The following is a 21,559-nucleotide window of genomic DNA, read 5'->3' as shown; positions in this document are numbered from 1 at the left end:
GCTCGAACCCGCTCGACGTCGCATCCCGCTGCCGCGTCGTCACGAAATCCACACCCCCGAAACTCTGCACCTGGCTCAGGATCACCGGCGCTCCCTCGAACTCCGCATCGAAACTCACCGTCTCGAACCCCGCCGAACTCAGCTGGGCGCTGTCCAGCGTGCCCGCTTCCAGCAGCGTCCCGTCCGGCAGCACCCAGGTCCCCGCCTCGACCACCAGATAGCTCACGCTCTCGTTGTAATGCACACCGTCCAGATAGTTCGGCTCCTGCAGGAACAGCGTGAGCTGGTCGCCGCTGATATTGCTCACCCGCACATTCACCGGCGCCGTCCCGTTCTCCGTCGTCACGAAGGCCACCACAACCGGGTTGGTGTAGCTGTGCGACAGCGTCACCGTCTGCGCAACATGGCTCAGGCTCAGCGTCCCCGTCTCGGCAAAGCTCAGCGCCGCCAGATCCGCGGTCAGCACCGTCTGGTCGGCAAAGACGATCTCTTCGATGCCGCTGAGCTGGTCGCTGCCCTCGTCGCCATCGGCGAGGTTCAGGTCTTCCACATAGACCGTCCCGTCCGCCCCAACCGAAATCGCGAAATCCGACCGCTCGCCCGTGTAGACCGCCCGGTCCGCCAGGCTCTCGTCACCGCCCTCAATCGTGTCGTCGCCAAGACCGCCCTCGATCGTATCGTCGCCGCCCCCGCCGGACAGGCTGTTGCCGGCCGCCGAACCGATGATCTCGTCGCCCACGATCGAGCCCACCACATTCTCGACCGAGATCGCATCGAAGACCTGGCCATAAAGCGCGCCGGTGGCATCGACATGGTGCCAGATCTCGTTTGCCAGATCGAAGAAGAAGGTATAGCTCGGCGCCGCGAACCCCGAAACGTCGATCGTGTCGGTATCCGCCCCGCCGTCGAAATGCCCGCCATAGCTCGCATCGACCAACATATAGACATCGTCGCCGGCCTCGCCCTTCACCGTATCGCCGAACTCGGTCCCGCCCAGATCGGTGATCGTGTCGTTGCCGGCCCCGGCCTCGATCTCGACATCCCCGTCAATCGTGATGTCGTCATCGCCCGATCCCGAGATCAGATGTTCGATGGAGCCGAACTCCTCGGTGACCGCGCCGAACTCGGCGGTGCCATAGCGGAAGTCGATCACCCCGCCGACCGCATTGCCGCTGTAATCGAGCGTATCGATGCCGCCGCCGCCTAGGAAGGTGTCCATGCCGCTGCCGCCGACGAAGGAATCCGCGCCCTCGCCGCCCACCAGCGTGTCGTTGCCCTGCCCGCCCAGAAGCGTGTCGTCGCCGTCCCCGCCCACCAGCGAATCCGAGCCGTTGTTGCCCTCGATCAGATCCGCCTCGGTCGTCCCGGTGATCGTTTCGCTCGAGTTGTCGCCGATGAGGTGAATGTGGTCGCCGTCGCTGCCCCAGTCCCGGAAGGTCCAGCCCGAAAGATCGAGCGTTGGGACCGGCCCCATCAGGATCTGGATGATGTCGCGGGTCCCGCCCGCGTAGCCGTCGATCAGCGCCGTCGGCGAAATCTCCGAGGCCTGGTCCAGCTCCTGCGCGTTCAGCATCAGGATGCGGTCACCCGCGGTGCCATCGGCCGGGAACAGGATCTCTTCGATGTAGAAGAGCTGCACATCGGTCGAGCTCATGTCGGTGGTGGCCAGCACGATGATCTGGTCGGTGCCGCTGCCGCCCCGCAGCGTATCGGATTCCGACCCGGGACCGCCGACATAGAAAGAATCGTCGCCGCCGTTGCCCCGGATCTCGTCCGCTTGCGAGGAGCCGACGAAAATCTCGGGCGAGCTGTCGCCCGTCACCCCGATATAATCGCTGGCGTCCCAGTCGTCGAAGGTCCAGCCGCTCATATCGAGCGACGTCTGGGTGTCCAGCGCGATGTTCAGCGTATGGGTCGAGGTCACGCCGGTATCGGCCTGCACCCACAGATACCCAGAGAGAGGGCCGGTGATGTCCACCAGATCGACGATGAAATCGCCATCGGTCGCGCCGAAGAACAGCTCCTCGATCCCGCTGATCACCGACGCGGTCAGGTCGTAATGCCCCGCGCCCAGAAACCGGATCTGGTCGGTGTCGGGGCCACCGGCAATCGTCTCGGCCTCGCCGGAAAACAGGGATATGCTGATCTGGATGGTGTCGTTGCCGCTGTTCCCGACAGTCGAATCCGCCCCTTCGCCCCCGTTGATGACATCGTCCCCGAGATTGCCGAAGATAGAATCGGACCCGCCCCCCCCCACGAGCGTGTCATTGCCCTGATCGCCGGCAAGGTAATCGTTCCCATTGGAGCCAATGATGAGATCTTCGCCATCGCCGCCGCGGATCGAATAGTCGTTGGTGGACACGATCGCCGCCGCATAAATCGTATCGTTGCCGCCGTTGCCGTAAATCGTGTCGTCGCCGCCCATACCCCCCGAAAGGTAATTGGGCTCGTCATCGCCGCGGATCGTTTCGGTCCCGCCCGAGCCTCGGACCGTCTCGAAGCCGGTGATCACCTGGTAGGTTGCGCTGCCGTTCGAAGCCTCGATGCGCTCGTTCAGCAGGTCGATCTCGACAAGCGACCCGGCAAAGGAGATCATAGTCAGGTCGAGCGTGTCGAAACCGCTGCCGCCATGCCACTCGTCACCGCTGTCGATGACATTGCTGGTAACGACCACCGTGTCGTCGTCCCCCCCGGCATCAATCGTGTCCGTGCCGCCTTCGGTGATCGTGTCGTTGCCCCCGGCGCCAAAGACCTCGTTGTTGCCCGCATCGCCCGTCAGCTCGTCGTTGCCGTTGGTGCCAAAAATCGTATCGTCGCCACCGCCGCCATAGATCGTATCGGGGCCGCCCGAACCGCCGGTAAGATAGTTGGCTTCGTTGTCGCCCCGGATCGTCTCCGACCCGCCCGAGCCATAAATCGTCTCGAACCCGGTAAGCGGCTCGAAGTTGGCGCTGCCGTCAAAGGCCTCGACGCGATGGTTCAGCAGGTCGACCTCGACCAGCGACCCGACAAAGCTGATCCGGCTCAGGTCGAGCGTGTCGAAACCGCTGCCGCCGTGCCACTCGTCGAAACCGCTGACGAAATTGTTGGTCATGAACACCAGATCGTCGCCCGGCCCCGCATCAATCGTGTCGGCGCCACTTTCGGTGATCGTGTCGTTGCCAGCGCCGCCATACAGCTCGTTATAGCCCGACCCCCCGGTCAGCTCGTCGTTGCCGCCGCCGCCATAAAGCGTATCGTTGCCGCCACCGCCGTAAAGCGTGTCGTTGCCATCGGACGCGCTCTCGATCGAGCCGTCGCCGAAAATCAGGTCGTTGTTCCCGTTGCCATGGATGACATCGTCGCCGGCAACCCCCTTCAGCGTGTCCGCATAGGCGGTGCCGTTGAGCGTGTCATCGCCGCCGAACACCTCTGCCATGAGATCGTTGCCGGTGGTCATCGTGACCAGATCGCCCGAGAACCCGTCGACCGTCACATCGGGCAGCGCGGGGTCGTCGTTGCTGAGATCAATCTGCAACTCGGTGATCGTTCCGCTCGTCGGCGTTCCGTCCCCCAGGAAGGCGATGCCGGTGCCGATGCTCTGCACGCTCGATCCGTCCGGGCTCAACCAGGCGTAAGCGGTCGAGGAATTGGTGCCGGCAGGGTTCTGGACATCGTAGAAAAACTGGTCGCCCGTGGCCATGTTCAGCCCTTGCAGGGCATTGGTCGAGGTCAAAACAGCCATAGTCGTTCTCCTGGCAAGGACTTAATTACAATCTTGTATTCGTGATAGAGAGCGGCTTTACGCGGCCGTCCGCGTAAAGCCTGCGTGCCACGATAAGGCGCTTGTCGTGAAATTCGCGTCGCATCGTCCGGAGGGCGAAACTGTTCATGTCCGGACCGTCGGTCACCCAGATATTGAAGACGGCGCTGTCGCCGCTGGTGCCATTGCCCACCCGCGACCCGTCTCCGGCCAGCCATGCCCGGGCGGGTGCTTCGTCCGTATAGGCCCAGCCAAGAAAGCCGGCAGGCTTTTGGTCGCGAAAGAGGATGTAGTAATGCCCCCGGTTCACCTGCCCCGCGATCAGCCGGGCCAGGCCGCCGAACCGGCGATTGGCAAAGACCGGATGGCCCATCAACAAGGCCATGGCGTGACCGGCGGCCAGATGGCCGTTGTTGTTGCGCAGCGCCTGAAACGGGCCGGTCGCAGCAAGCGGCGGCTCATCCGAAGCCCCTGCATTCATGGCGGAAGCCATCTCCAAAACTCACATACCTTATCAAATTCAACGTCAAATTCTTGCCGCGTATCGGGCGAAAAAACCGGCGAAAAGCGTCGGCTACCAGCCACTGCACAACAAAGAAAAAGCCTCCGGACGGCGCCGGAAAAAGCCCGGCACCTACGGGTGCTTTCGACTCATGCTAACGCGGGTATTCCCGATAAGGCAAGTCAGGACATGCGGTTAGACCGGACGCCGCCATGCGGCGCTCTGTCGCCCCGGCATCGAAACCGGCCCCGAAACCGGCGCCGCAAGGATCGCAACCGCCAAGCGACAGAAGGCTTTGTGCCCTGCCCGCGCCGGACCGGCGCCAGGCCCGGCAAGATGGGCGGAAACCCGCCTATTCGCGATCCGGCGCCTCCAGCATCCGCTCCAGCTCGGCCAGCACCAGCTCGACCAGCTCCCGGTCGACCCGGGCGCCCTGAAGGCGAATGTACCACCCCTGCCCGTCCTCTGCCGCCCGCAGGCGCACCCCCGACGACAGCGCCCGCGACGCCGCGCGCGGGGCCGCGCCCTTGCGCGGCCGCCCGCCGCGCGCCGGGTCGGCCTCCGCCGGCTCCAGCCCCGCCAGGATCGCGGCGATGGTCTCGGCCTCTTCCTGCGGCGTCTCGGGCACCCGCTCCGCCAGCCCCTCGCGGATCGCCGCCTCGGCGCCGTCGCGCAGCGCCGTCGCCAGCTTCAGCCCGTCCTTCTCCTTGATCAGATCGGGAAAGGTCAGCATGTCTCCCAGCTCCTCGAAGATCAGCGCAAAACTGCGGATCTTCGACCGCTTCGCCTTCGAGGCCATCGGGAACAGCGCCGCCACCGCCTCCTCGGTGTTCACAAACGCCCCCTGCTGCGCCGCGATCACCGCGATGCGCCCGCGCTCGTACTGGCTCAGCGAGGCGCGGATCTCATTCTCCTCGACCATCGCGGCAAAGGTGCCGCCCATCGCCTCGGGCGACCGGATCACCGCCTTGATCCGCGTATAGGCCGGGTCGCCCGTCATCGCATGCAGGTCCCGGAACGCCCGCAGCCGCCGATACCCCGACAGCAGCCCATAGCGCGGCCCCTCCGCCGCGCCCGTCTCGAACACCTCGACCGGCAGCCGCAGCCCGCCTTTCGCGATCGAGCCCTTCAGCTCGTCCAGCTCGGCAGCATCCATCACCACCCGGTCGCGCACCAGCGCATCCGCGTCGATCTCGGCCACCGGCAGCTCCAGCATCACCAGCCCCCGGTCGCGCGCGGCACGCAGCGTCTCGGCATCGGCCCGGTCGCGCGCCGCCGCCTCGCGCAGCGCCGCCGGGCGCGGATCGTGCGCGCGTGCCGCCTCGCCCGCCACCTGCGCAATCGGCGCGCGGGGCGGCGTGCCCTCCGTCAGCTCCGCCTCGATCCGGCTCAGCTCCTCGGCCGAGGGCGCCTCCAGTTTCCGCCGCTTCGCCATCACCGCGCCTCCCGTTCCGCCATCCGGGCATCGCGCCACCAGGTGCCCAGGATCACCTCCTTCACCTCGGCCCAGGTCCGGTCGAAAGTCTCGCGCCCGCGGACATAGGTCTCGCGGTTGAACTCCCGGTAATCGGCTTCGTAGATGCCCGAGACCTGCTCCCCCGCCTGCCCCACCATCGCCGTCATCTCCTGCCGGTAGGTGGCCATGAAATCCCCGAAATACGCCTGGATCACATTGGCCAGATCGGTCTGCTGGCCCGGATCGAACCGCGTCACCAGCGCCCGCACCGCATCCCATTCGAACCGCGTCTCGGGCAGCCCGTCGGCCCGGCGGCGGCGGTTCTCGCCCTCTTCGATCGAGGCGAAGGTGGAATAGATCATGTCAAAGAACCGCCCCGTGGAATCGAACTCCAGAAACGAGGCGCCCAGCGGCACCAGCAGAATATCCGCCGCCGAGAGCGCGTTGATCGTCAGATATCCCAGCGCCGGCGGCGTATCGAGGAACACCATGTCGTATTCATCGAGCATGCCGCCCTCCGTCAGCGCGTTCAGCAGCGAATCCCAAAGCGGCCAGCTCCGCGATTGCATCCGCCAGACCGGCACCTGGAACTCGGCCCAGTAGAGGTTGAGCTGCGCGCCGATCAGGTCGATATTCGGCCAGTGGGTTTTCTGCACCAGGTTTCGTGGCGAAACCGTCAACGCTTCGGCCAGGGTCTCATCGAAATCGTAACCTGCCTGCCCCGCCGCCGCGCGCACCCGATTCTCCTCCTGGAGATGGCGCGCGAAATCCCGCGCGAGCAGCGGGAACACCGTCTGCCACTCGTCCGAGACCTGCCCCCCCATGATCGAGGTCATCGAGCCCTGGCTGTCGAGGTCGATCACCAGCACCTTGTAGCCGTCGAGCGCGGCGCTCATGGCCAGATGCGCGGCGGTCGAGGTCTTGCCGACACCGCCCTTGAAATTCGCCACCGCCACGACCTTGGCGGGCAGCCCCTCGGGACGCCACGCCCGGTATTCGCGGTCCTTGGCGCCCTCCTCGGCGAAATGGGCGCGCAGCCGCAGGATGTCGTCGAGGGTGAACCATTTCGATCCGCCCTCCCCTTCGCCCTGCGGCAGTTCGGGGTTCTGCTTCAGCACCCGCCGCAGATGCGCCGGCGCCACCGGGATCAGATAGCGGCAGATTTCCCAGGTCGAAAAGCGCCGCAGGCGCTTCTTGCCGTCGGGCGCGTAGCCGCGCCGCGCCAGATCGTCCCGCCCGCGCGCGGCAAAGGCCGCAGCCTTGGCAAAGCGCGCGGTGTCGATGGGCTCTCCGAGCTTGCCCGCCGCGTTTGCCGGGTCGATATTGAAATAGGGAGGAAGCTCGGCCTTGCTGGGTTTCTGTGCCATGATGCCTCGTACATGTTCGCTGTTTACCGCGATATGCCGGGAACTATGTCACATGCCGGGCCCGGTGTGAATCGTTCTGGCCCGGAATCGGCTCTAATAAACCATATAGAAAAGACACAGGCACCCCCGTTTGCAGAGTCTTTATGTTCCTTTAGAATCTTTCCCCTCGTATTTCCCGTTTTATATCATGAATTTACCTTAAACCGGGCACCCGTTTGCGGTGTCATGGGGCGCCGGATACGGGATCCAGGGTACCCGTTTTCAGGATCCCGGGTGCCGATTCGCGGGGCAAAGGCACCGATTCGCAGGAAACCCTTCCGTTTCCCCTGGAATAGACCCTATGCAGCGCGGTGCCGCCCCGCCCCGGCCCGAAGACATCCCGTATCCGGGCACCTTTGGGCTCGGGCGTTCCCCCTGAGGCACCCGGATACGGGATGTCTCAAAGGTGCCAGAGCGGCGCTTGTCAGCGGATACCTTTTCGCCGATACTTCCCGGCAACGGGGCCGCGCGACTCGCGCCAGAGATCCCGGAGCATGAGGCACAGGCGGGCTCCCCCGCAAGCGAGGGCAGAATGGACGACATCCCGAGGGACCGGCTTTCTGGCCCGCTGCGCCGGGGCGCGGTGAAAAAGCATGTGGCGGCGATCCATGTATCGGGCAAGCTGACGCTGTTGCAGCGCAAGCTCTCGAACGTGCTGCTGCTCAACGCCTATGACACGCTCACCTCTCAGACACGCCATCAGATCGACGCGCGCACGCTCTGCATGATGATCGGTTACAATTCCAACGACATGGAGACGCTCAAGGCGTCGCTGCGCGGGCTGGCCGAGACGGTTGCCGAATGGGACATGCTCGACGAGGAGGGGCGCCAGGAATGGGGCGTCTCGGCGCTTTTGTCCTATGCCAAGCTCAAGGCCGGGGTCTGCGAATACGCCTATTCCCCGGCGCTGGCGGAAAAGCTGCACGACCCGAAGGTCTTCGCGCTGATCAATCTCAACATCCAGCGGCGGTTCACCTCGGGCCATGCATTGGCGCTTTACGAGAACTGTTACCGCTTCGTGCGCACCGGCTCGACCGGCTGGTGGTCGCTCGATCTGTTCCGGCGGCTGATGGGGGTGGCCGACAGCCCCTATTACGAGAGCTTCAAGCATCTCAACGCCAAGGTGATCAAGCCGGCGGTGGCCGAGGTCAACAAGACCTCGAACATCGTGGTCACGCCCGAGCTGCGCAAGATGGGCCGCGCGGTGACCGACATCCGTTTTCGCATTGCCGAGAACCCGCAATTGGCGATCCTCGATCTCGACGATGGCGAGGGAATCCGCAACACGCCGGTTTATGCGCGGCTGCGCGCGCTGGGGGTGTCGGACCGGCTGGCGCGGCAATGGGTGGCCGAGCACGGGCAGGACTACGTGCGTCAAAAGCTCGATTACGTGGCCGGCCAGGGCGCGGTGAAGAATCCGGTGGGCTATCTCACAAAGGCGCTAAAGGAAGATTACGGCGCCGCGCGGGAGGTTTCGCCACGAAACCTCCCCGCCTCGTTTCGCGCCCGCCGGCTCGAACGCATCCGCGATCTGGCCGCCGCCCGCACCCCCACCCAGCGCGACGCCGACAAGCGGCTGTTCCTGACCCGGATCGAGGCCGGCGCGGCGCGCGAGGATTTCGAGCGTCACGGCTGGATGTCGGCGCTGAACGCCGAGGCCATCGCGGCTTTCTGGGAAGAGCTGTCGCCGGGGGCGTTCGACGGGCTGTCAGAGGCGTGATCCACGCCCCCTGCCCCGGCCCTCAGGAAAGGTGCCGGCCCGGGTCCATATGGCCGTGCAGGATGCGCAGCACCCGGATACCGCCGGGGATCGGCCGGTAATAGATCACATGCGACACCGCCACATAGCGGCGCGCCCCGGCCCGGACAAAACCGACATCCGCGCCGAAATCGGGATGCTCGGCAACAAGTTCGATCTTCTGGCGGAGAATCCCGGCATAGCGCTCGGCCTGTGCCACGCCAAAGCGCTCGAGGCCAAAGAGATAGATGCCGATCAGATCCCGTTCCGCCTCCTGCGAGACGTCGATGCGGTGGCTCACCCAAGCAGCCCCTTCCGGCGCGCTTCCGCGCGCGCGGCCTCGAGGATCTCGGGAAGCGACCGGGGGCTGGTCTCGGCGGCCTCGGCCCGGTCGAGCATCTCGCGCAGCTCGCGGATCGCGGTTTCCCGCGCCTCCTGATCGCGCCGCACCAGATCGCGGAAATATTCGCTGACATTGCCATAGCGCCCGGCGGCCACCTGGGCCTCGACCCAGTCGTTCATCTGATCGGGCATCGAGATCGTCAGTCTGGACATCGCAGCGGCCTCCGTTTGACAGTTTTCATACCTGTTCATACGGCGGTTTTCAACCGTGCCAGCCCCCTGCCCTGCCCGGCTCAATGCGCCGCGCTTCCGGCACCCTGCCGTGGCGGCTTCATCGCCAGGGCCAGAACCGCCAGCCCGGCGAACAGCACCGTGATCAGCGTGAACACGTCGATGAAGGACATCACCGTCGCCTGCTGCGTCACGCGCCCGGCCAGTTGCGCCAGCGCCCCGGCCTGCCCGTCGGCAAGCCCCTGCGCCTCGAACCCGGCGGCCAGCATGTCGATCTGGCGCAGTGCCTCGGGGTTGGCCCAGTTCAGCGCCTCGCTCAGCCGCGCCGAGTGCAGCGCGCCCCGGTCGGTGAGCAGCGTGTTGATCACCGCCAGGCCGACCGCGCCGCCGAGGTTCCGCATCAGGTTGTAGAGCCCCGAGGCGCTTTTCATCTTGTCCGGCGGCAGCGTGCCGAGCGCCAGGTTGTTGATCGGCACCATGCAGATCATCAGCGACAGGCCGCGCAGGATCTGCGGCAGCAGCAGCTCGCCGAAATCCCAGTCCGCGGTCATGCCGGTGAGCATCCAGGACGAGGTGCCGAAGCCCAGAAAGCCCAGCAGCAGCATCAGGCGCAGGTCGATCTTGGACGAAAGAATCCCGGCCAGCGGCGCGCTGAGGAACATGGCGAGGCCCGAGACGAACACCGTTTCGCCGATCATCAGGCTGTCGTATCCGCGGATCGAGGACAGGTAGAGCGGGTAGAGATAGGTCATCCCGTAGAGCCCGATCCCCATGACGAAGCTGAAGACCGAGCCCACGGCAAAGTTCACATTGCCGAAGGCCGAGAAATCGACCACCGGGTTCTTCCGCGTGAAGGCCCGCCAGAAGGTCGTCACCCCGCCGATCACCATGACGACGAACAGCACCGCGACGATCTCGTCCTGGAACCAGTCGTTGCCCGGGCCCTCTTCGAGCACGAATTCCATCGCGCCCAGGAAACAGGCCAGCGCGCCGAGGCCGATCCAGTCGAAGCTGTCGAAGAGGCTCCAGTCCGGCTTGTCGAAATCCACCAGCGCCAGAATGCCGATGGTCACGCCGATGCCGGCGGGCACGTTGACCAGGAACAGCCAGTGCCAGCTCATGGCGTGGCTGAGATAGCCGCCGACGGTGGGCCCCACGGTGGGGGCGAGCGTGGCGACGAGGCCGATCATCGGCGAGACGACGCTGCGCTTGCTGGCAGGAAAGATGGTGAAGGCCGCGGCAAAGACCGAAGGGATCATGCCGCCGCCGAGAAAGCCCTGCACCGCGCGCCACAGGATCATCTCGTTGATCGACCCGGAGGTGGCGCAGAGAAAGGAGGCGACGGTGAATCCCGCCGCAGAGGCGGCGAAGAGATAGCGCGTGGACATCATCCGCCCGAGCAGCCCCGAGAGCGGGATCATCACCACCTCGGCGATGAGATAGGAGGTCTGGACCCAGCTTATCTCATCGGCGGAGGCGCCGAGCCCGGCCTGGATCTCGGGCAGCGAGGCCGAGACGATCTGGATGTCGAGGATCGCCATGAACATGCCGAAGACCATGACGAGAAACGCCGCGACCCGGCGCGGCGTGATTTCCGGTTCCGGGGGCTGGTCGGCGGCGGTGCTCATTGCAGGGCCTGCGCCACATGGGTGTCGGCGGGGGCGCTGCGGCGGTCGATCTCGACCACCACCGACAGCCCGGCGCGCAGGCCCTCGGTGCCGGCGGGCAGCTCGATCCGCACCGGCACGCGCTGCACGATCTTGGTGAAATTGCCGGTGGCATTGTCCGCCGGCAGCAGCGAGAACACCGCGCCGGTGGCGGGCGCGACCGAGACCACGCGGCCCTCGATCTCATGGCCCTCCAGCGCGTCGATGCTGAGCGTCGCGGTCTCGCCCGGGACGATGCCGGCAAGCTGGGTTTCCTTGAAATTCGCCTCGACATACAGCCCGTGGTCGGGGACGACGGCGGCGAGCCGGGCGCCGACATTGACCAGTTCGCCCGATTCGATGGCGATATTGGCGACGGTGCCGTCGAAGGGCGCCCGCAGTATGGTATGATCGAGATCGCGCTGCGCCTGGGCCACATCGAGCTGCAATTCGCGGCGGCTGGAGTCGGTTTCGGCCCGCTGGGCCTTGAGCACCTCGACCTGGGCCTTGGCGCCGGCAATCGCCGCATGGGCGGCGGCGCGGGCGGCACGGGCGCTGTCGAGCGCGCCGTTGGCGTCGTCGAGATCGGCCTGAGAGGCCACTTTGCGCTGGGTTAGACCCTGAATCCGCGCCTGGGCGGTCTCGGCGGTGCGCAGCCGGGCCTCGGCCCCGGCGAGTTCGGCCTCGGCCTGGGTGACGCTGGTCTCTGCGGCGACGATCTGCGAGTCGATCCGCGCCAGAGTCCGGTCCAGCGTCGGCAGCTTTGCCTGTGCCTGTTCCAGCGCGATGCGGTAATCGCCGTCGTCGATCCGGACCAGCACGTCGCCCTTGGCGACGTGCTGGTTGGACTGTACCGGGATGTCGGCCACATAGCCCTGAAGTTTGGACGAGATCAGAGACAAATCCGCCTGAACATAGGCATCATCGGTGCCGACCATGAACCGCCCCTGCGTCCACCAGCCGTAACCGGCGTAGCCCCCCGCAACCAGCGCAGCCAGTGCGAGACCCCCGAGGATGCGCGTCTTGCGCCCGCGTTTCGCGGGCGCCTCCTGCGGTTCGTGAGTGGTGGCCCGGGGCGGCTCTGCCGGCCGGGTTTCGGGGGGCGTGGCTTCGATACGGTCGTGGCGGGACATGGCGGAGCCTTTGGAACAGGGGCAACGAGTCGGCGGATCGAACCGCCCGGTTCGATGAGACTTAGGGCGGGCACGGGGTGAAATCAAGGCTTCATCGAACCGGGCGGTTCGATTATATTGGGAGACATGACAGAGAGCACATCCTTGGGGCAGGTCGAGACCTGCACGCAGAAACGCCGGCACGCCGCGGGAGCGGATCCGGAGAAGCGCCGCCAGATCCTGGAGGGCGCCTGGCGGGTGTTTGTCGATCAGGGGTTCGATGCGGCGTCGATGAACAGCATCTGCAAGGCCGCTGGTGTCTCTAAGGGCACGCTTTATGTCTATTTCGAGAATAAGGAAGACCTGTTCGTCGCACTGGTCGAGGACAAGCGCGGGGCGCTGTTTCAGGGGATCGAAGAGCAGCTTGCCGTGGCGGGCAGCGTCGAAGAGCGGCTGCTGGCCTATGCCCGGGGGCTGGGGATGCAGCTTAGTTCCGAGGATGTGATCCGGGCGCAGCGCATCGTGATCAGCGTGGTCGACCGCATGCCCGAACTGGGCGTGCGGTTCTACGATGCGGGGGCGCGGCAGTTCCTGACCCGCTTGCAGGAATTTCTGCGGCAGGAGACCGAGGCGGGAAATCTTGCGGTGACCGATCCCGAGCTGGCCGCGTCGCAATTCGTCGATCTCTCGACCACCGGGAGCTGGCGCGCCCGGCTGTTCGGCCGCCGCAGCGATGTGCCGAGCGAGGCGGAGCTCCTGCGGGTCGCATCGGAAGCGGTGCGGGTGTTCATGGCCGCCTACAAGGCCTGACACCCGCTCCGGTCGTCTCTGTTCCGGCCCAATGGGCGCTTGGGCGCCCTGCCCCGGTCAGCGGTCTTCCGGGGTCTTGTCCGCCGTAAAGCTGGCATGGGCGTTCCGGATGAGCTCGGCGAGATTGGCGTCGAGCCAGGCGGCGAAATCCGCGTTTGCGCCGCTTTTGCGGACCGATAGCGCCAGCGCGCCGCGGCTCGATTTGAGCGTGATCCCGTCGAGCAGGATGGTTTCTGTGGCGTCGCTCTCGGCTGCGCTGTCGCGGGTTGCGGCTGCGCGCAAGAGCGCGTCGAGGCGCTGGTCGGAGCCTGTGGCCGGCGCGGATGCGAGGATGTCGAGCGCGGCTTGCTCGGTGAGTTTCCGCGCGATGAAGAGCTCGGCCAGCGCGGTCCATTTCGGCCGCCCGGATTTCGGCGCGGCGCCGATGGCATCGCCCACCGCGCGCGGGACGTTCTGGGTGACCTTGGTCAGATGCGAAAGGCCGGGGGCAGAGAGGCTGAGCGCCTGCCGCGCGGTGGCGCTGTCATGGCCGGCGGCCTGGATGGCCTGGGCAAAGCGGGCCTTTTCGTAGAAGGACAGATTGCGCCGGGCGGCGTTTTCGAGCCCCTTGGCCAGCAGCGCGGTGGCGTCGTCGATGTCTTGCACATTGGCGCGCACCTTGACGCCCAGCTCGCGGCAGGCGCGGAGCCGGCGGCGCCCGTAGATCGCCTCGTAGCGCCCTTCGGTCGCGGATTTCCGGACCAGGATGGGCACCTGCTGGCCGCCGTCGCGGATGCTGTTGCGCAGCGCGTCGAAGCTCTCGCCCTCGTCCTCGGGGTTTACAGTTGTAAACTCGTCGAGCCGGTCGGCGGGCCCCCAATCGTCGATCAGCGCGGGGTCGATTTCGCGGATCGCGGCAAGCGAGCCTTGCAGCGCACCCAGGGCAGGGGCGTTGGGGCGGGGCGGTTTCTCGGCGGCGGAGGCGCCGGAGCGGGCGATGGTGCTGGCGATGCCGGACATATCCCGGAGCGATTTCCTGGCCATTATGAACGTCCCCAAGATTGGTGAATCATGCGCTCGACCTCGCTGCCGACCGCGTCCATGGAGCTTTTGGCGCGATCGTAGGTCGCGCGGGTCATCTCGGAGCGGATGACCTCGTAGATGGATTGTTTGAGCATCGTGGCGTCGCTGACGGCGGTGCTTTTGAGCGCGGTAGCCGACATCACCCGGTCCTGGAACAGCGCGCGCATGAAGGAGGTGAGCTGCTGCGACGGCACGTCGGTGGGCTCGTCGCGGGTGATGAGGAACTTGAAGTGATCGTATTGCAGCGTCGCGCCCGCGTCTTCGATCACCCCCATATAGGCGCCGGCGAGTTCGAGGAACTGCGCGGTCGAGGAGACGTCGAGCATGGAGGGGGTGAGCGGAACGATCAGCGAGCTTGCCGCCGCCATGCCGGAGATCGTCAGGAAGCCAAGCTGCGGCGGGCTGTCCATCAGGACGAGATCGAAGGAGTCGGCGACCTGCGACAGCGCGTTGCGGATGCGCAGGAAGAACGGCTGGTCGGGGTTGGAATGCACGGCGGATTCCGTCTCGAACTCGGACAGCATGAGCCGGGAGGGCGCGATGGAGAGGCCGGGGAAATAGGTGGGGACGACGACCTCGGACATGGCGACGGGATTGTCGTAGCGGATGGCGTCATAGACGGTGAGCCCGTCGAATTCAATTTCGGGGCTGATGCCGCACATCGAGGTCAGCGAGCCCTGCGGGTCGAGATCGACGACCAGCACGCGATAGCCCCGGAGCGCGAAGAAATGGGCGAGGTGAACGCAGGTGGTGCTTTTGCTGGAGCCGCCCTTGAAGTTCATGAGCTGCCAGACCTGGAGCTTTTCGCCGTCGCTGCGGCGGGGGACGTAGCGGCCCTTCTTGCGGGAGGATTGTTCGAGGATGCCGCGCGCATCCCAGAGTTCCTGCGCGGTGTAATAGCGCCGCCCGCCACGGCTTTCGCCGGGTTCGGGGAGGGTGCCTTCGGCGTGCATCTTGCGCATGAACTGGCCGGAGACGCCCAGCAGCTCGGCCGCTTCGGGGGCGGAGAAGCGGCGCAGCGTCTTGGTGTTGTCGGGGGCGAAGGCCGAAAGGAGATGTTCGCGGATCGCGGTGTTCAGCCGCTCGGAAATGTCGGTCGCCAGCGCCGAGGGGCGCTCTGCCGCGATGGGTGTCACTGGAATCATCTGGTTGCCTCAAAATTTGAAATGTGGGCTTTTTCGCGCCACTTGAGGTCAGTGGCCGTGATTTGCCACCTCAAGTCAAGGTTTTTTGCCGGAACAGGGTCTGATTTCGGCTCCGTCACGGGGCTTGCCCAAGCCGATCCGCGGCGCGCTTTACAGATGTAAAGGCTCGGGGCCGGCGTTGGGCGCGAGAGGGCGGGGCAGGGGGCTGACCGCGACGCGCGCGGGCGAGTGAACAAGCGTCTTGCCTGATATTTGCGTGACTGCTAACAAGACATTGCTCAAATGATAAGAATCAAGCGAGTGAACGACCGGAGCCGTCGTCGTTCGGGAGGAGAAAAGTCCGGCGCAAGCGATTGAGCCAGCGGAGGCGTGTCACGCAGGCGGCAGAAGCCGCGGTCTGGAGGAGACGGCGTGACGGATACGACATTCGTGGTGACAGCGCATGCCTTCGATCCGAAGGCAGCCGGCTTTCCCGTGCCCGATGCCGAGGCGGTCCATTGACCAGGAGCGGCCTAGCCAAAGCTCCGACTGACATGGGAGGAATTCATGCAACCATTCAAGCGACTGGCCGTTGCCGTGACGCTGGCGGCCCTCGCGGGGCCGGTCTGCGCCCAGAGCGCCGACGATCTCGCGCGGGATGCGGCGACCACGGACCAGATCCTGACCTATGGCATGGGCTATGGGCAGCAGCGTTACAGCACGCTCGACCAGATCAATACCGAGACGGTCGCGGCGCTGGCGCCGGCCTGGACCCTGAGCCTGGCCAACGAGTTCTCGAACGAGACCTTTCCGCTGCTGCATGACGGCATCCTCTATGTGACGACCCATGATGCGACGGTGGCCATCGACGCGGTCACCGGGCGGCAGCTCTGGAAGAGCTTCACCTATTATCCGACCGAGGCGACGCGGGTTCTGTGCTGCGGTGTGCATAACCGGGGGGCGGCGATCTATGAGGGCATGCTGTTCCGGGGCACGCCCGACGCCCATGTGGTGGCGCTGGATCTGGCCACCGGAGACGAGATTTGGCGAGCGAAATCCGAGGATTACAAGCTCGGTTACAACTTCACTGCGGCGCCCCAGATTGCCGATGGCGTGGTGATCCTGCCGGTGGCGGGGGGCGATTACGGCATTCGCGGCTATATCGACGGCTATGATGCCAAGACCGGTGAGCGGCTGTGGCGCACCTACACGATTCCGGGGCCGGGCGAGCCGGGCCACGAAACCTGGGAGGGCGGCGGCGACGCCTGGAAACACGGCGGCGGCGGCGGCTGGATCACCGGATCCTTCGACCCGGAGCTGCACACGCTGTATATCGGGACGGGCAACGCGACGCCCTATAACGCCTCGGTGCGTCCGGGCGACAACCTCTATACCTCCTCGGTTCTGGCGCTCGATCCCAAGACCGGGGCGATCAAGTGGCATTACCAGTTCTCGCCGCACGATCCGTTCGATTACGACGCGATGAACGAGATGGTTCTGGCCGACATCGACGGGCAGAAGGTGCTGATGCACGCCAACAAGAACGGCTTTCTCTATGTGCTCGACCGCACCGACGGGACGCTGCTGGCGGCGAACCCGTTCCAGACCGGGGACGGGCAGGTGACCTGGGCCACCGGCATCGACCTGGAGACCGGGCGGCCCATCGTGACGGATGTCTATGACAAGGTGGTCGCCGGTGAAGAGGCCGATTACGCGCCGGGCAGCCTTGGCGGCAAGAACTATGCGCCGATGTCCTACAACCCGCAGGACAATCTGGTCTATATCAACACGCTGATCTTTCCGATGACCTCCAAGCCGGTGGAGCCCGAATATATCGCGGGCACCATGTATCTCGGGGTGGAGATGGCCTTTCATCTGCCCGAGGACGGCCATAACGGCGATACCGTCGCGATCGACCCGATGACGGGCGAAGTGGCCTGGATCAAGCCCGCCGAAACGCCGCGTTGGAGCGGTCTGCTGAGCACCGCCGGAGGGCTGGTCTTTACCGGCGAGACCACCGGGGAGTTTGCCGCGCTGGATGCCGCGACGGGGGAAACCCTGTGGTCCTATCAGACCGGCTCGGCGGTGAACGGTCAGCCGATCACCTGGGAGAAGGACGGGCGGCAATATGTGACCGTCGGCAATGGCGGCGGTGCGGCCTATGAGCTCTATTCCGGCGACGAGCGGCTGTCGAACGTGCCCGCGGGCGCGAATATCTGGACCTTTGCCCTGCCCGAGGCGCGCTGATGGTCCGGGGTCTTCTGCTTGGGCTGGCCGCCCTGCTGGCGCTTTTCGGAGCGCCGGCCATGGCGCAGGATCTGTCCGTCGATGAGCTGGTTGCGAAGGGCAAGTCGCGCTATTCGCGGATGTGTTCGCGCTGCCACGGGGCGCAGATGCGGAATTCGGGCAATTCCTCGTTCGATCTGCGCAAGTTCCCGGCCGAGGAGTTCGGGCGGTTCCGGTCGTCGGTCACCGATGGCAAGGGGCGGATGCCGAGCTGGGGCGATGTGCTGCGGCCCGGCGACATCGAGGCGCTCTGGGCCTATGTCACCACCCAGGCCGGCAGCCGCGACATGCCGGAGGCGGCGCGCGCGGCGCTGGCCGGAGACGAGGCGGTGCCGGAAGAGGAGGGCGCCGCAGCGCTGGAGACGGTGGCGCCGGGGGTGCTGACGGTCTGTCTGGCGCGCAATGGCGGAGCGATGTCGGGCTGGCGGCACGATGGCGGTGTCGGGCTCGACTATCTGGTGTCGCGGGCGCTGGCGGAGGCGCTGAACCTGCGGTTTGCCGCCGCATGGTACGAGGCGGAAGGCGGCACCGATCCGCGCGCCGAGGCCGCGGCGCTGATGAGCTACGGCCTGTGCGATCTGGTGCCGGCGCATCCGCTGCTGGAAAGCGCGGTCGGCGCACCGTCTGTGCCTTTCGGGCAGATGCCGGAATGGCTCGGCCAGCCGGATCAGTGGTATCGGCGCAACCGGATCGCGCTTGAGCCCATCGCGGTGACCGCGCCTTACCGGCGGGCCGAGATGGGGCTGGTTCTGGCGCCCTCGGCGGGCGAGCGGGATCCGGCCGGGCTGGGCGATCTCGGCGGGCTGCGGCTCGCGTATCAGGGCAACACGCTCGCGCAGCTCGTGGTGCGGATGAGCGCGCCGCCGGACCTTCGCGCCGATGCCCAGGCCGAGCCGCCGGGCGCCGGCTTTCTGTGGCGGATGGAGACCGGGCTTGCCGATGCCGCGCTGATCGAGGTCGGGGCCTATGATTTCCATCGGCGGCAGAACTCGGTGACGGGGCTGCGGCTGGGAAGCTGGCGGCATCCGCTGGGCATCAATCTCGGCTTTGCGGTGCTGGCGCGCCAGGATGCGCTGCGTCAGGCGGCCGATGCCGCGCTGACCGGGCTGCTCGAGAGCGGACAGGTGGCGGCCTTCGCGGCGCAAAGCGGCGTTCACCATGTGCCGCCGCGGCCGCCGCTGGGCCCCGCGACCCTGACCATGGCCGCAATCGCACGGCTCAACTGAGCGCTGCCGCCGGGCCCGGGCGGGGCCCGGCGATTTTCACCGATACGCAAGATCTGGGGAGGAGGAGCCCTGAACATGTCTATCAAGCTCAAGATCAATGGAACCATGTCGGAGGTCGAGGCCGCGCCCGGCACCCCGCTGCTGTGGGTGCTGCGCGACACGCTTCGGCTGACGGGCACGAAATTCGGCTGCGGCGTTGCCGCCTGCGGTGCCTGCACCGTGCATCTGGACGGCATGCCGGTGCGGTCGTGCCAGACCATGATCGAGGATGTCGGCGACAGCGAGGTGACCACCATCGAGCAGGTCGGCGGCGAGGTGGCCGAAGCCGTGCGGCAGGCCTGGCGCGAGCTGGATGTCGTGCAATGCGGCTATTGCCAGTCCGGCCAGATCATGCAGGCCGTGGGGCTGCTGACCGAAACCCGGTCGCCCTCGGTGGAAGAGATCGACGCGCAGATGTGGGGCAATGCCTGCCGCTGCGCGACCTATCAGCGTATACGCGGCGCCATCCTGCGCGCCGCCGAAATTCTGGAGGCGTGAGATGAGTGTCAAAACCTCCCGCAGAGGGTTTCTTGCCGGCGCCGCCGCGTCGGGGCTGGTGATCGGGGTCGATGCTCGAGGCGCGCTGGCGTTCGGGGTGCAGGCCAAGACGCGCGATTTCACGCCTTTCGTGCGCATCGACACGACGGGCCGCGTGACGGTGCTCGTCAAACATCTGGAGATGGGGCAGGGGCCCGCGACCGGGCTGCCGACGCTGGTGGCCGAGGAGCTGGGCAGCGATCTGTCGGGCATCCGGGTGGAGTTCGCGCCGGCGGACAATGAACATTACGCCAATACGCTCTTTGGCGTGCAGCTTACCGGCGGGTCGACCGCGCTGTCCAATTCCTTCCTGCAATACCGCAAGGCGGGGGCCGCTGCGCGCGCGGTTCTGTTGCAGGCGGCCGCGCAGGACTGGGCGGTGCCGGTGGCGGAGCTGACGCTCGAGAACGGCACGATTTCCGGGCATGGCCGGTCGGAGGGCATGGGCGCGTTTGTCGAGACCGCCAGCGCGATGGTGCTGCCGGAGGATCCGCCGCTGAAGGATCCGGCGCAGTTCCGGCTGATCGGCAACCCGGACCTGCGCCGGACCGACACGCCCGCCAAGATCGACGGCAGCGCGCAATATGGCATGGACGTTCACCTGCCGAACCAGATGGTGGCGGTGATCCTGCGCCCGCCGCGCAAGGGCGCGGTGCTGACCGGGTTCGATGCGGCGGCGGCCGCTGCCGTGCCGGGCTTCATCGAGGCGAAAGAGGGCGTCGGCGGGGTTGTCGTCTTTGCCGAGCATACCTGGGCGGCGTTCCAGGCGCGCGAAGCGATCGCCGCCGAGTGGGACCTGTCCGGCGCCGAGGCGCGCAGTCAGGCCGATCTGCGCGCCGAGCTGTCGGCGATGGTGAGCGCGGCACCCGCCTATGAGGCGCGGGCCGACCGGCCCATGACCGAGATCGCCGCTGCGGTGGCGGGCGCGCCGAGGCAGGTGGAGGCGGAGTTCTTCTTTCCGAACCTTGCCCATGCGCCCATGGAGCCGGTCAACTGCACCATCGAACCGACGGCGGATGGCGGGGTGATCCTGCACGATGGCTGCCAGTTCCAGACGCTGGTGCAGGCGATGGTGGCGGGGGCGCTGGGGCTCGAGCCGGGCAAGGTGCGCATCAACACGATGTTCGCCGGCGGCTCCTTTGGGCGCCGGTCGAACACCGATGCGGATTATCCCGTGGAGGCGGCGCAAGCCTTTGCGCTGACCGACCGGTCCCGCCCGGTAAAGCTGGTGTTCTCGCGCGAGGACGATGTGCGCGGCGGTTATTATCGCCCGGCGGTGGCGCATAAGGTGCGTATCGGTCTCGACGAGAGCGGGGCCATTGCCGGCTGGGATCACCGCGTCGCGGGCGAGTCGATCATCAAGGGCACGCCCTTTGAAGGCGGCATGGTGCAGGAAGGCGGGGTCGATCCGACCTCGGTCGAGGGCACGCGGGACACGCCGTATCGCATCGGCGGGATGTTTGTCGGGCTCACCGACAGCGCGCCGCTCAGCACGGTGCTGTGGTGGCGTTCGGTCGGGCATAACCACACCGGCTATGTGATGGAGACGATGATGGATCAGGCGGCGCGCGCCGCCGGAGAGGATCCGCTGGCGTTCCGGCTGAAGCATCTGACCGGCGACGCCCCGGATCAGAGGCGCATGGCCGGGGTGTTGCGGGCGGCGGCCGAGGCCGCCGGCTGGGACGACCCGTTGCCCGAGGGGCGCGCGCGCGGGATCGCGGCGCACAAGTCCTTCGAGACCTATGTCGCCGAGGTGGTCGAGATCTCGCAGAGCGACGGGCGGATCCAGATCGAGCGGGTGGTCTGTGCCGTGGATTGCGGCCTGGCGGTCAACCCGGATGTGGTGAAGGCGCAGATGGAAAGCGGCATCGGCTACGGGCTTGGCGCGGTGATGCGCAATGCGGTGACCTTCGAGGGCGGGGAGGTGCAGCAGGTGAACTTCCCCGATTACGAGCCGCTGCGCATCTCCGACATCAAGGCCATCGAGGTGGTCATCGTGCCTTCGGCGGCGGCGCCCACCGGGGTGGGCGAACCGGCGGTTCCGCCCGCGGGCCCGGCGTTGGCCAATGCCATCGCGGCGCTGCCGGGGGGCAGGCTGGTGACGGTGCTGCCGATGGCGGAGAACGGCGTGACCTTCGCCTGAACGCCGTCGCGCGGCCGCCCCTGCGGGGTGGTCGCGCGCCAATCTTGCCCCTCTGATGCGGTGGCGCCGTCCGGCGCCGGGATGCGGGGGGCGTTTCTTTGGGAAATCGAAATCGAGAGGGGCAGGGCGCGTGGCGTCTCTGCCCTTTTCGGTTTTG

Annotated in this window: 15 protein-coding genes and 1 pseudogene; 6 read left to right on the top strand and 10 right to left on the bottom strand. The window is 66.5% G+C overall.

Translation table 11 applies throughout. The annotated features are described in order from the left end of the window. The 4 genes and pseudogenes from M4578_RS22760 to M4578_RS22745 all read right to left on the bottom strand — a co-directional run. Positions 1-3,724 (bottom strand): annotated as a pseudogene (locus M4578_RS22760) (hypothetical protein); the annotation flags it as partial. A gap of 25 nt (positions 3,725-3,749) precedes the next feature. Continuing rightward, positions 3,750-4,235: a hypothetical protein gene (locus M4578_RS22755; protein ID WP_258095436.1), complete on the bottom strand. Its 486-nt coding sequence runs from the start codon at positions 4,233-4,235 to the stop codon at positions 3,750-3,752. A 361-nt stretch (positions 4,236-4,596) separates the two neighbouring features. Beyond that, a complete protein-coding gene (locus M4578_RS22750) occupies positions 4,597-5,679 on the bottom strand; it encodes a ParB/RepB/Spo0J family partition protein (protein WP_258095435.1) in 1,083 nt (360 codons plus the stop codon). Continuing rightward, the gene (locus M4578_RS22745; protein WP_258095434.1) at positions 5,679-7,067 is read right to left on the bottom strand and encodes an AAA family ATPase; all 1,389 of its coding nucleotides are present in this window, start codon (positions 7,065-7,067) and stop codon (positions 5,679-5,681) included. Before M4578_RS22745 ends, M4578_RS22750 begins: the two co-directional genes overlap by 1 nt. Before the next feature lie 571 nt (positions 7,068-7,638). On the opposite strand from M4578_RS22745, the gene M4578_RS22740 reads away from it, so the two are divergent. Continuing rightward, positions 7,639-8,826 carry a replication initiation protein gene (locus M4578_RS22740; RefSeq protein ID WP_258095433.1) on the top strand — a complete coding sequence of 396 codons (1,188 nt, stop codon included), beginning with the start codon at positions 7,639-7,641 and terminating at the stop codon, positions 8,824-8,826. Positions 8,827-8,848: 22 nt separating this feature from the next. Here M4578_RS22740 and M4578_RS22735 read toward each other — a convergent pair whose 3' ends face one another. From M4578_RS22735 to M4578_RS22720, 4 genes are all read right to left on the bottom strand, one after another. After that, positions 8,849-9,145: a type II toxin-antitoxin system RelE/ParE family toxin gene (locus tag M4578_RS22735; protein WP_258095432.1), complete on the bottom strand. Its 297-nt coding sequence runs from the start codon at positions 9,143-9,145 to the stop codon at positions 8,849-8,851. Next, the gene (locus tag M4578_RS22730) at positions 9,142-9,399 is read right to left on the bottom strand and encodes a type II toxin-antitoxin system ParD family antitoxin (protein WP_258095431.1); all 258 of its coding nucleotides are present in this window, start codon (positions 9,397-9,399) and stop codon (positions 9,142-9,144) included. Before M4578_RS22730 ends, M4578_RS22735 begins: the two co-directional genes overlap by 4 nt. A gap of 80 nt (positions 9,400-9,479) precedes the next feature. Further along, positions 9,480-11,045 (bottom strand): DHA2 family efflux MFS transporter permease subunit, encoded by a 1,566-nt coding sequence (locus M4578_RS22725; protein WP_258095430.1) that lies wholly within the window; start codon positions 11,043-11,045, stop codon positions 9,480-9,482. Further along, positions 11,042-12,196 (bottom strand): HlyD family secretion protein, encoded by a 1,155-nt coding sequence (locus M4578_RS22720; protein ID WP_258095429.1) that lies wholly within the window; start codon positions 12,194-12,196, stop codon positions 11,042-11,044. The genes M4578_RS22725 and M4578_RS22720 overlap by 4 nt, the downstream gene beginning before the upstream one ends. 126 nt (positions 12,197-12,322) lie before the next feature. Between M4578_RS22720 and M4578_RS22715 the strand changes: the two genes are divergently transcribed. Then, positions 12,323-12,985 (top strand): TetR/AcrR family transcriptional regulator, encoded by a 663-nt coding sequence (locus tag M4578_RS22715; RefSeq protein WP_258095428.1) that lies wholly within the window; start codon positions 12,323-12,325, stop codon positions 12,983-12,985. 57 nt (positions 12,986-13,042) lie between these two features. On the opposite strand, the gene repB is transcribed toward M4578_RS22715, so the two are convergent. Further along, positions 13,043-13,984 (bottom strand): plasmid partitioning protein RepB, encoded by a 942-nt coding sequence (repB, locus tag M4578_RS22710; protein WP_258095427.1) that lies wholly within the window; start codon positions 13,982-13,984, stop codon positions 13,043-13,045. 23 nt (positions 13,985-14,007) lie between these two features. Further along, entirely contained in the window at positions 14,008-15,192 is a 1,185-nt protein-coding gene (gene repA / locus M4578_RS22705) for a plasmid partitioning protein RepA (protein WP_258095426.1), read from the bottom strand. A 546-nt stretch (positions 15,193-15,738) separates the two neighbouring features. On the opposite strand from repA, the gene M4578_RS22700 reads away from it, so the two are divergent. The 4 genes from M4578_RS22700 to M4578_RS22685 all read left to right on the top strand — a co-directional run bounded on the left by M4578_RS22700 (position 15,739) and on the right by M4578_RS22685 (position 21,402). After that, a complete protein-coding gene (locus M4578_RS22700) occupies positions 15,739-17,418 on the top strand; it encodes a PQQ-dependent dehydrogenase, methanol/ethanol family (RefSeq protein ID WP_258095425.1) in 1,680 nt (559 codons plus the stop codon). Beyond that, positions 17,418-18,683 (top strand): c-type cytochrome, encoded by a 1,266-nt coding sequence (locus M4578_RS22695; protein WP_258095424.1) that lies wholly within the window; start codon positions 17,418-17,420, stop codon positions 18,681-18,683. The genes M4578_RS22700 and M4578_RS22695 overlap by 1 nt, the downstream gene beginning before the upstream one ends. A 75-nt stretch (positions 18,684-18,758) precedes the next feature. Continuing rightward, the gene (locus tag M4578_RS22690; RefSeq protein ID WP_258095423.1) at positions 18,759-19,220 is read left to right on the top strand and encodes a (2Fe-2S)-binding protein; all 462 of its coding nucleotides are present in this window, start codon (positions 18,759-18,761) and stop codon (positions 19,218-19,220) included. Position 19,221: 1 nt separating this feature from the next. Beyond that, positions 19,222-21,402: a xanthine dehydrogenase family protein molybdopterin-binding subunit gene (locus M4578_RS22685; protein WP_258095422.1), complete on the top strand. Its 2,181-nt coding sequence runs from the start codon at positions 19,222-19,224 to the stop codon at positions 21,400-21,402. The last annotated feature ends 157 nt before the right edge of the window (positions 21,403-21,559 follow it).

Source organism: Salipiger pentaromativorans, from assembly GCF_024721115.1.
In the GTDB taxonomy this organism is placed as follows: Bacteria; Pseudomonadota; Alphaproteobacteria; order Rhodobacterales; family Rhodobacteraceae; genus Salipiger; species Salipiger pentaromativorans.
Note: the sequence above shows the minus strand (reverse complement) of the source record. Positions and strands in the feature narration are given on the sequence as shown.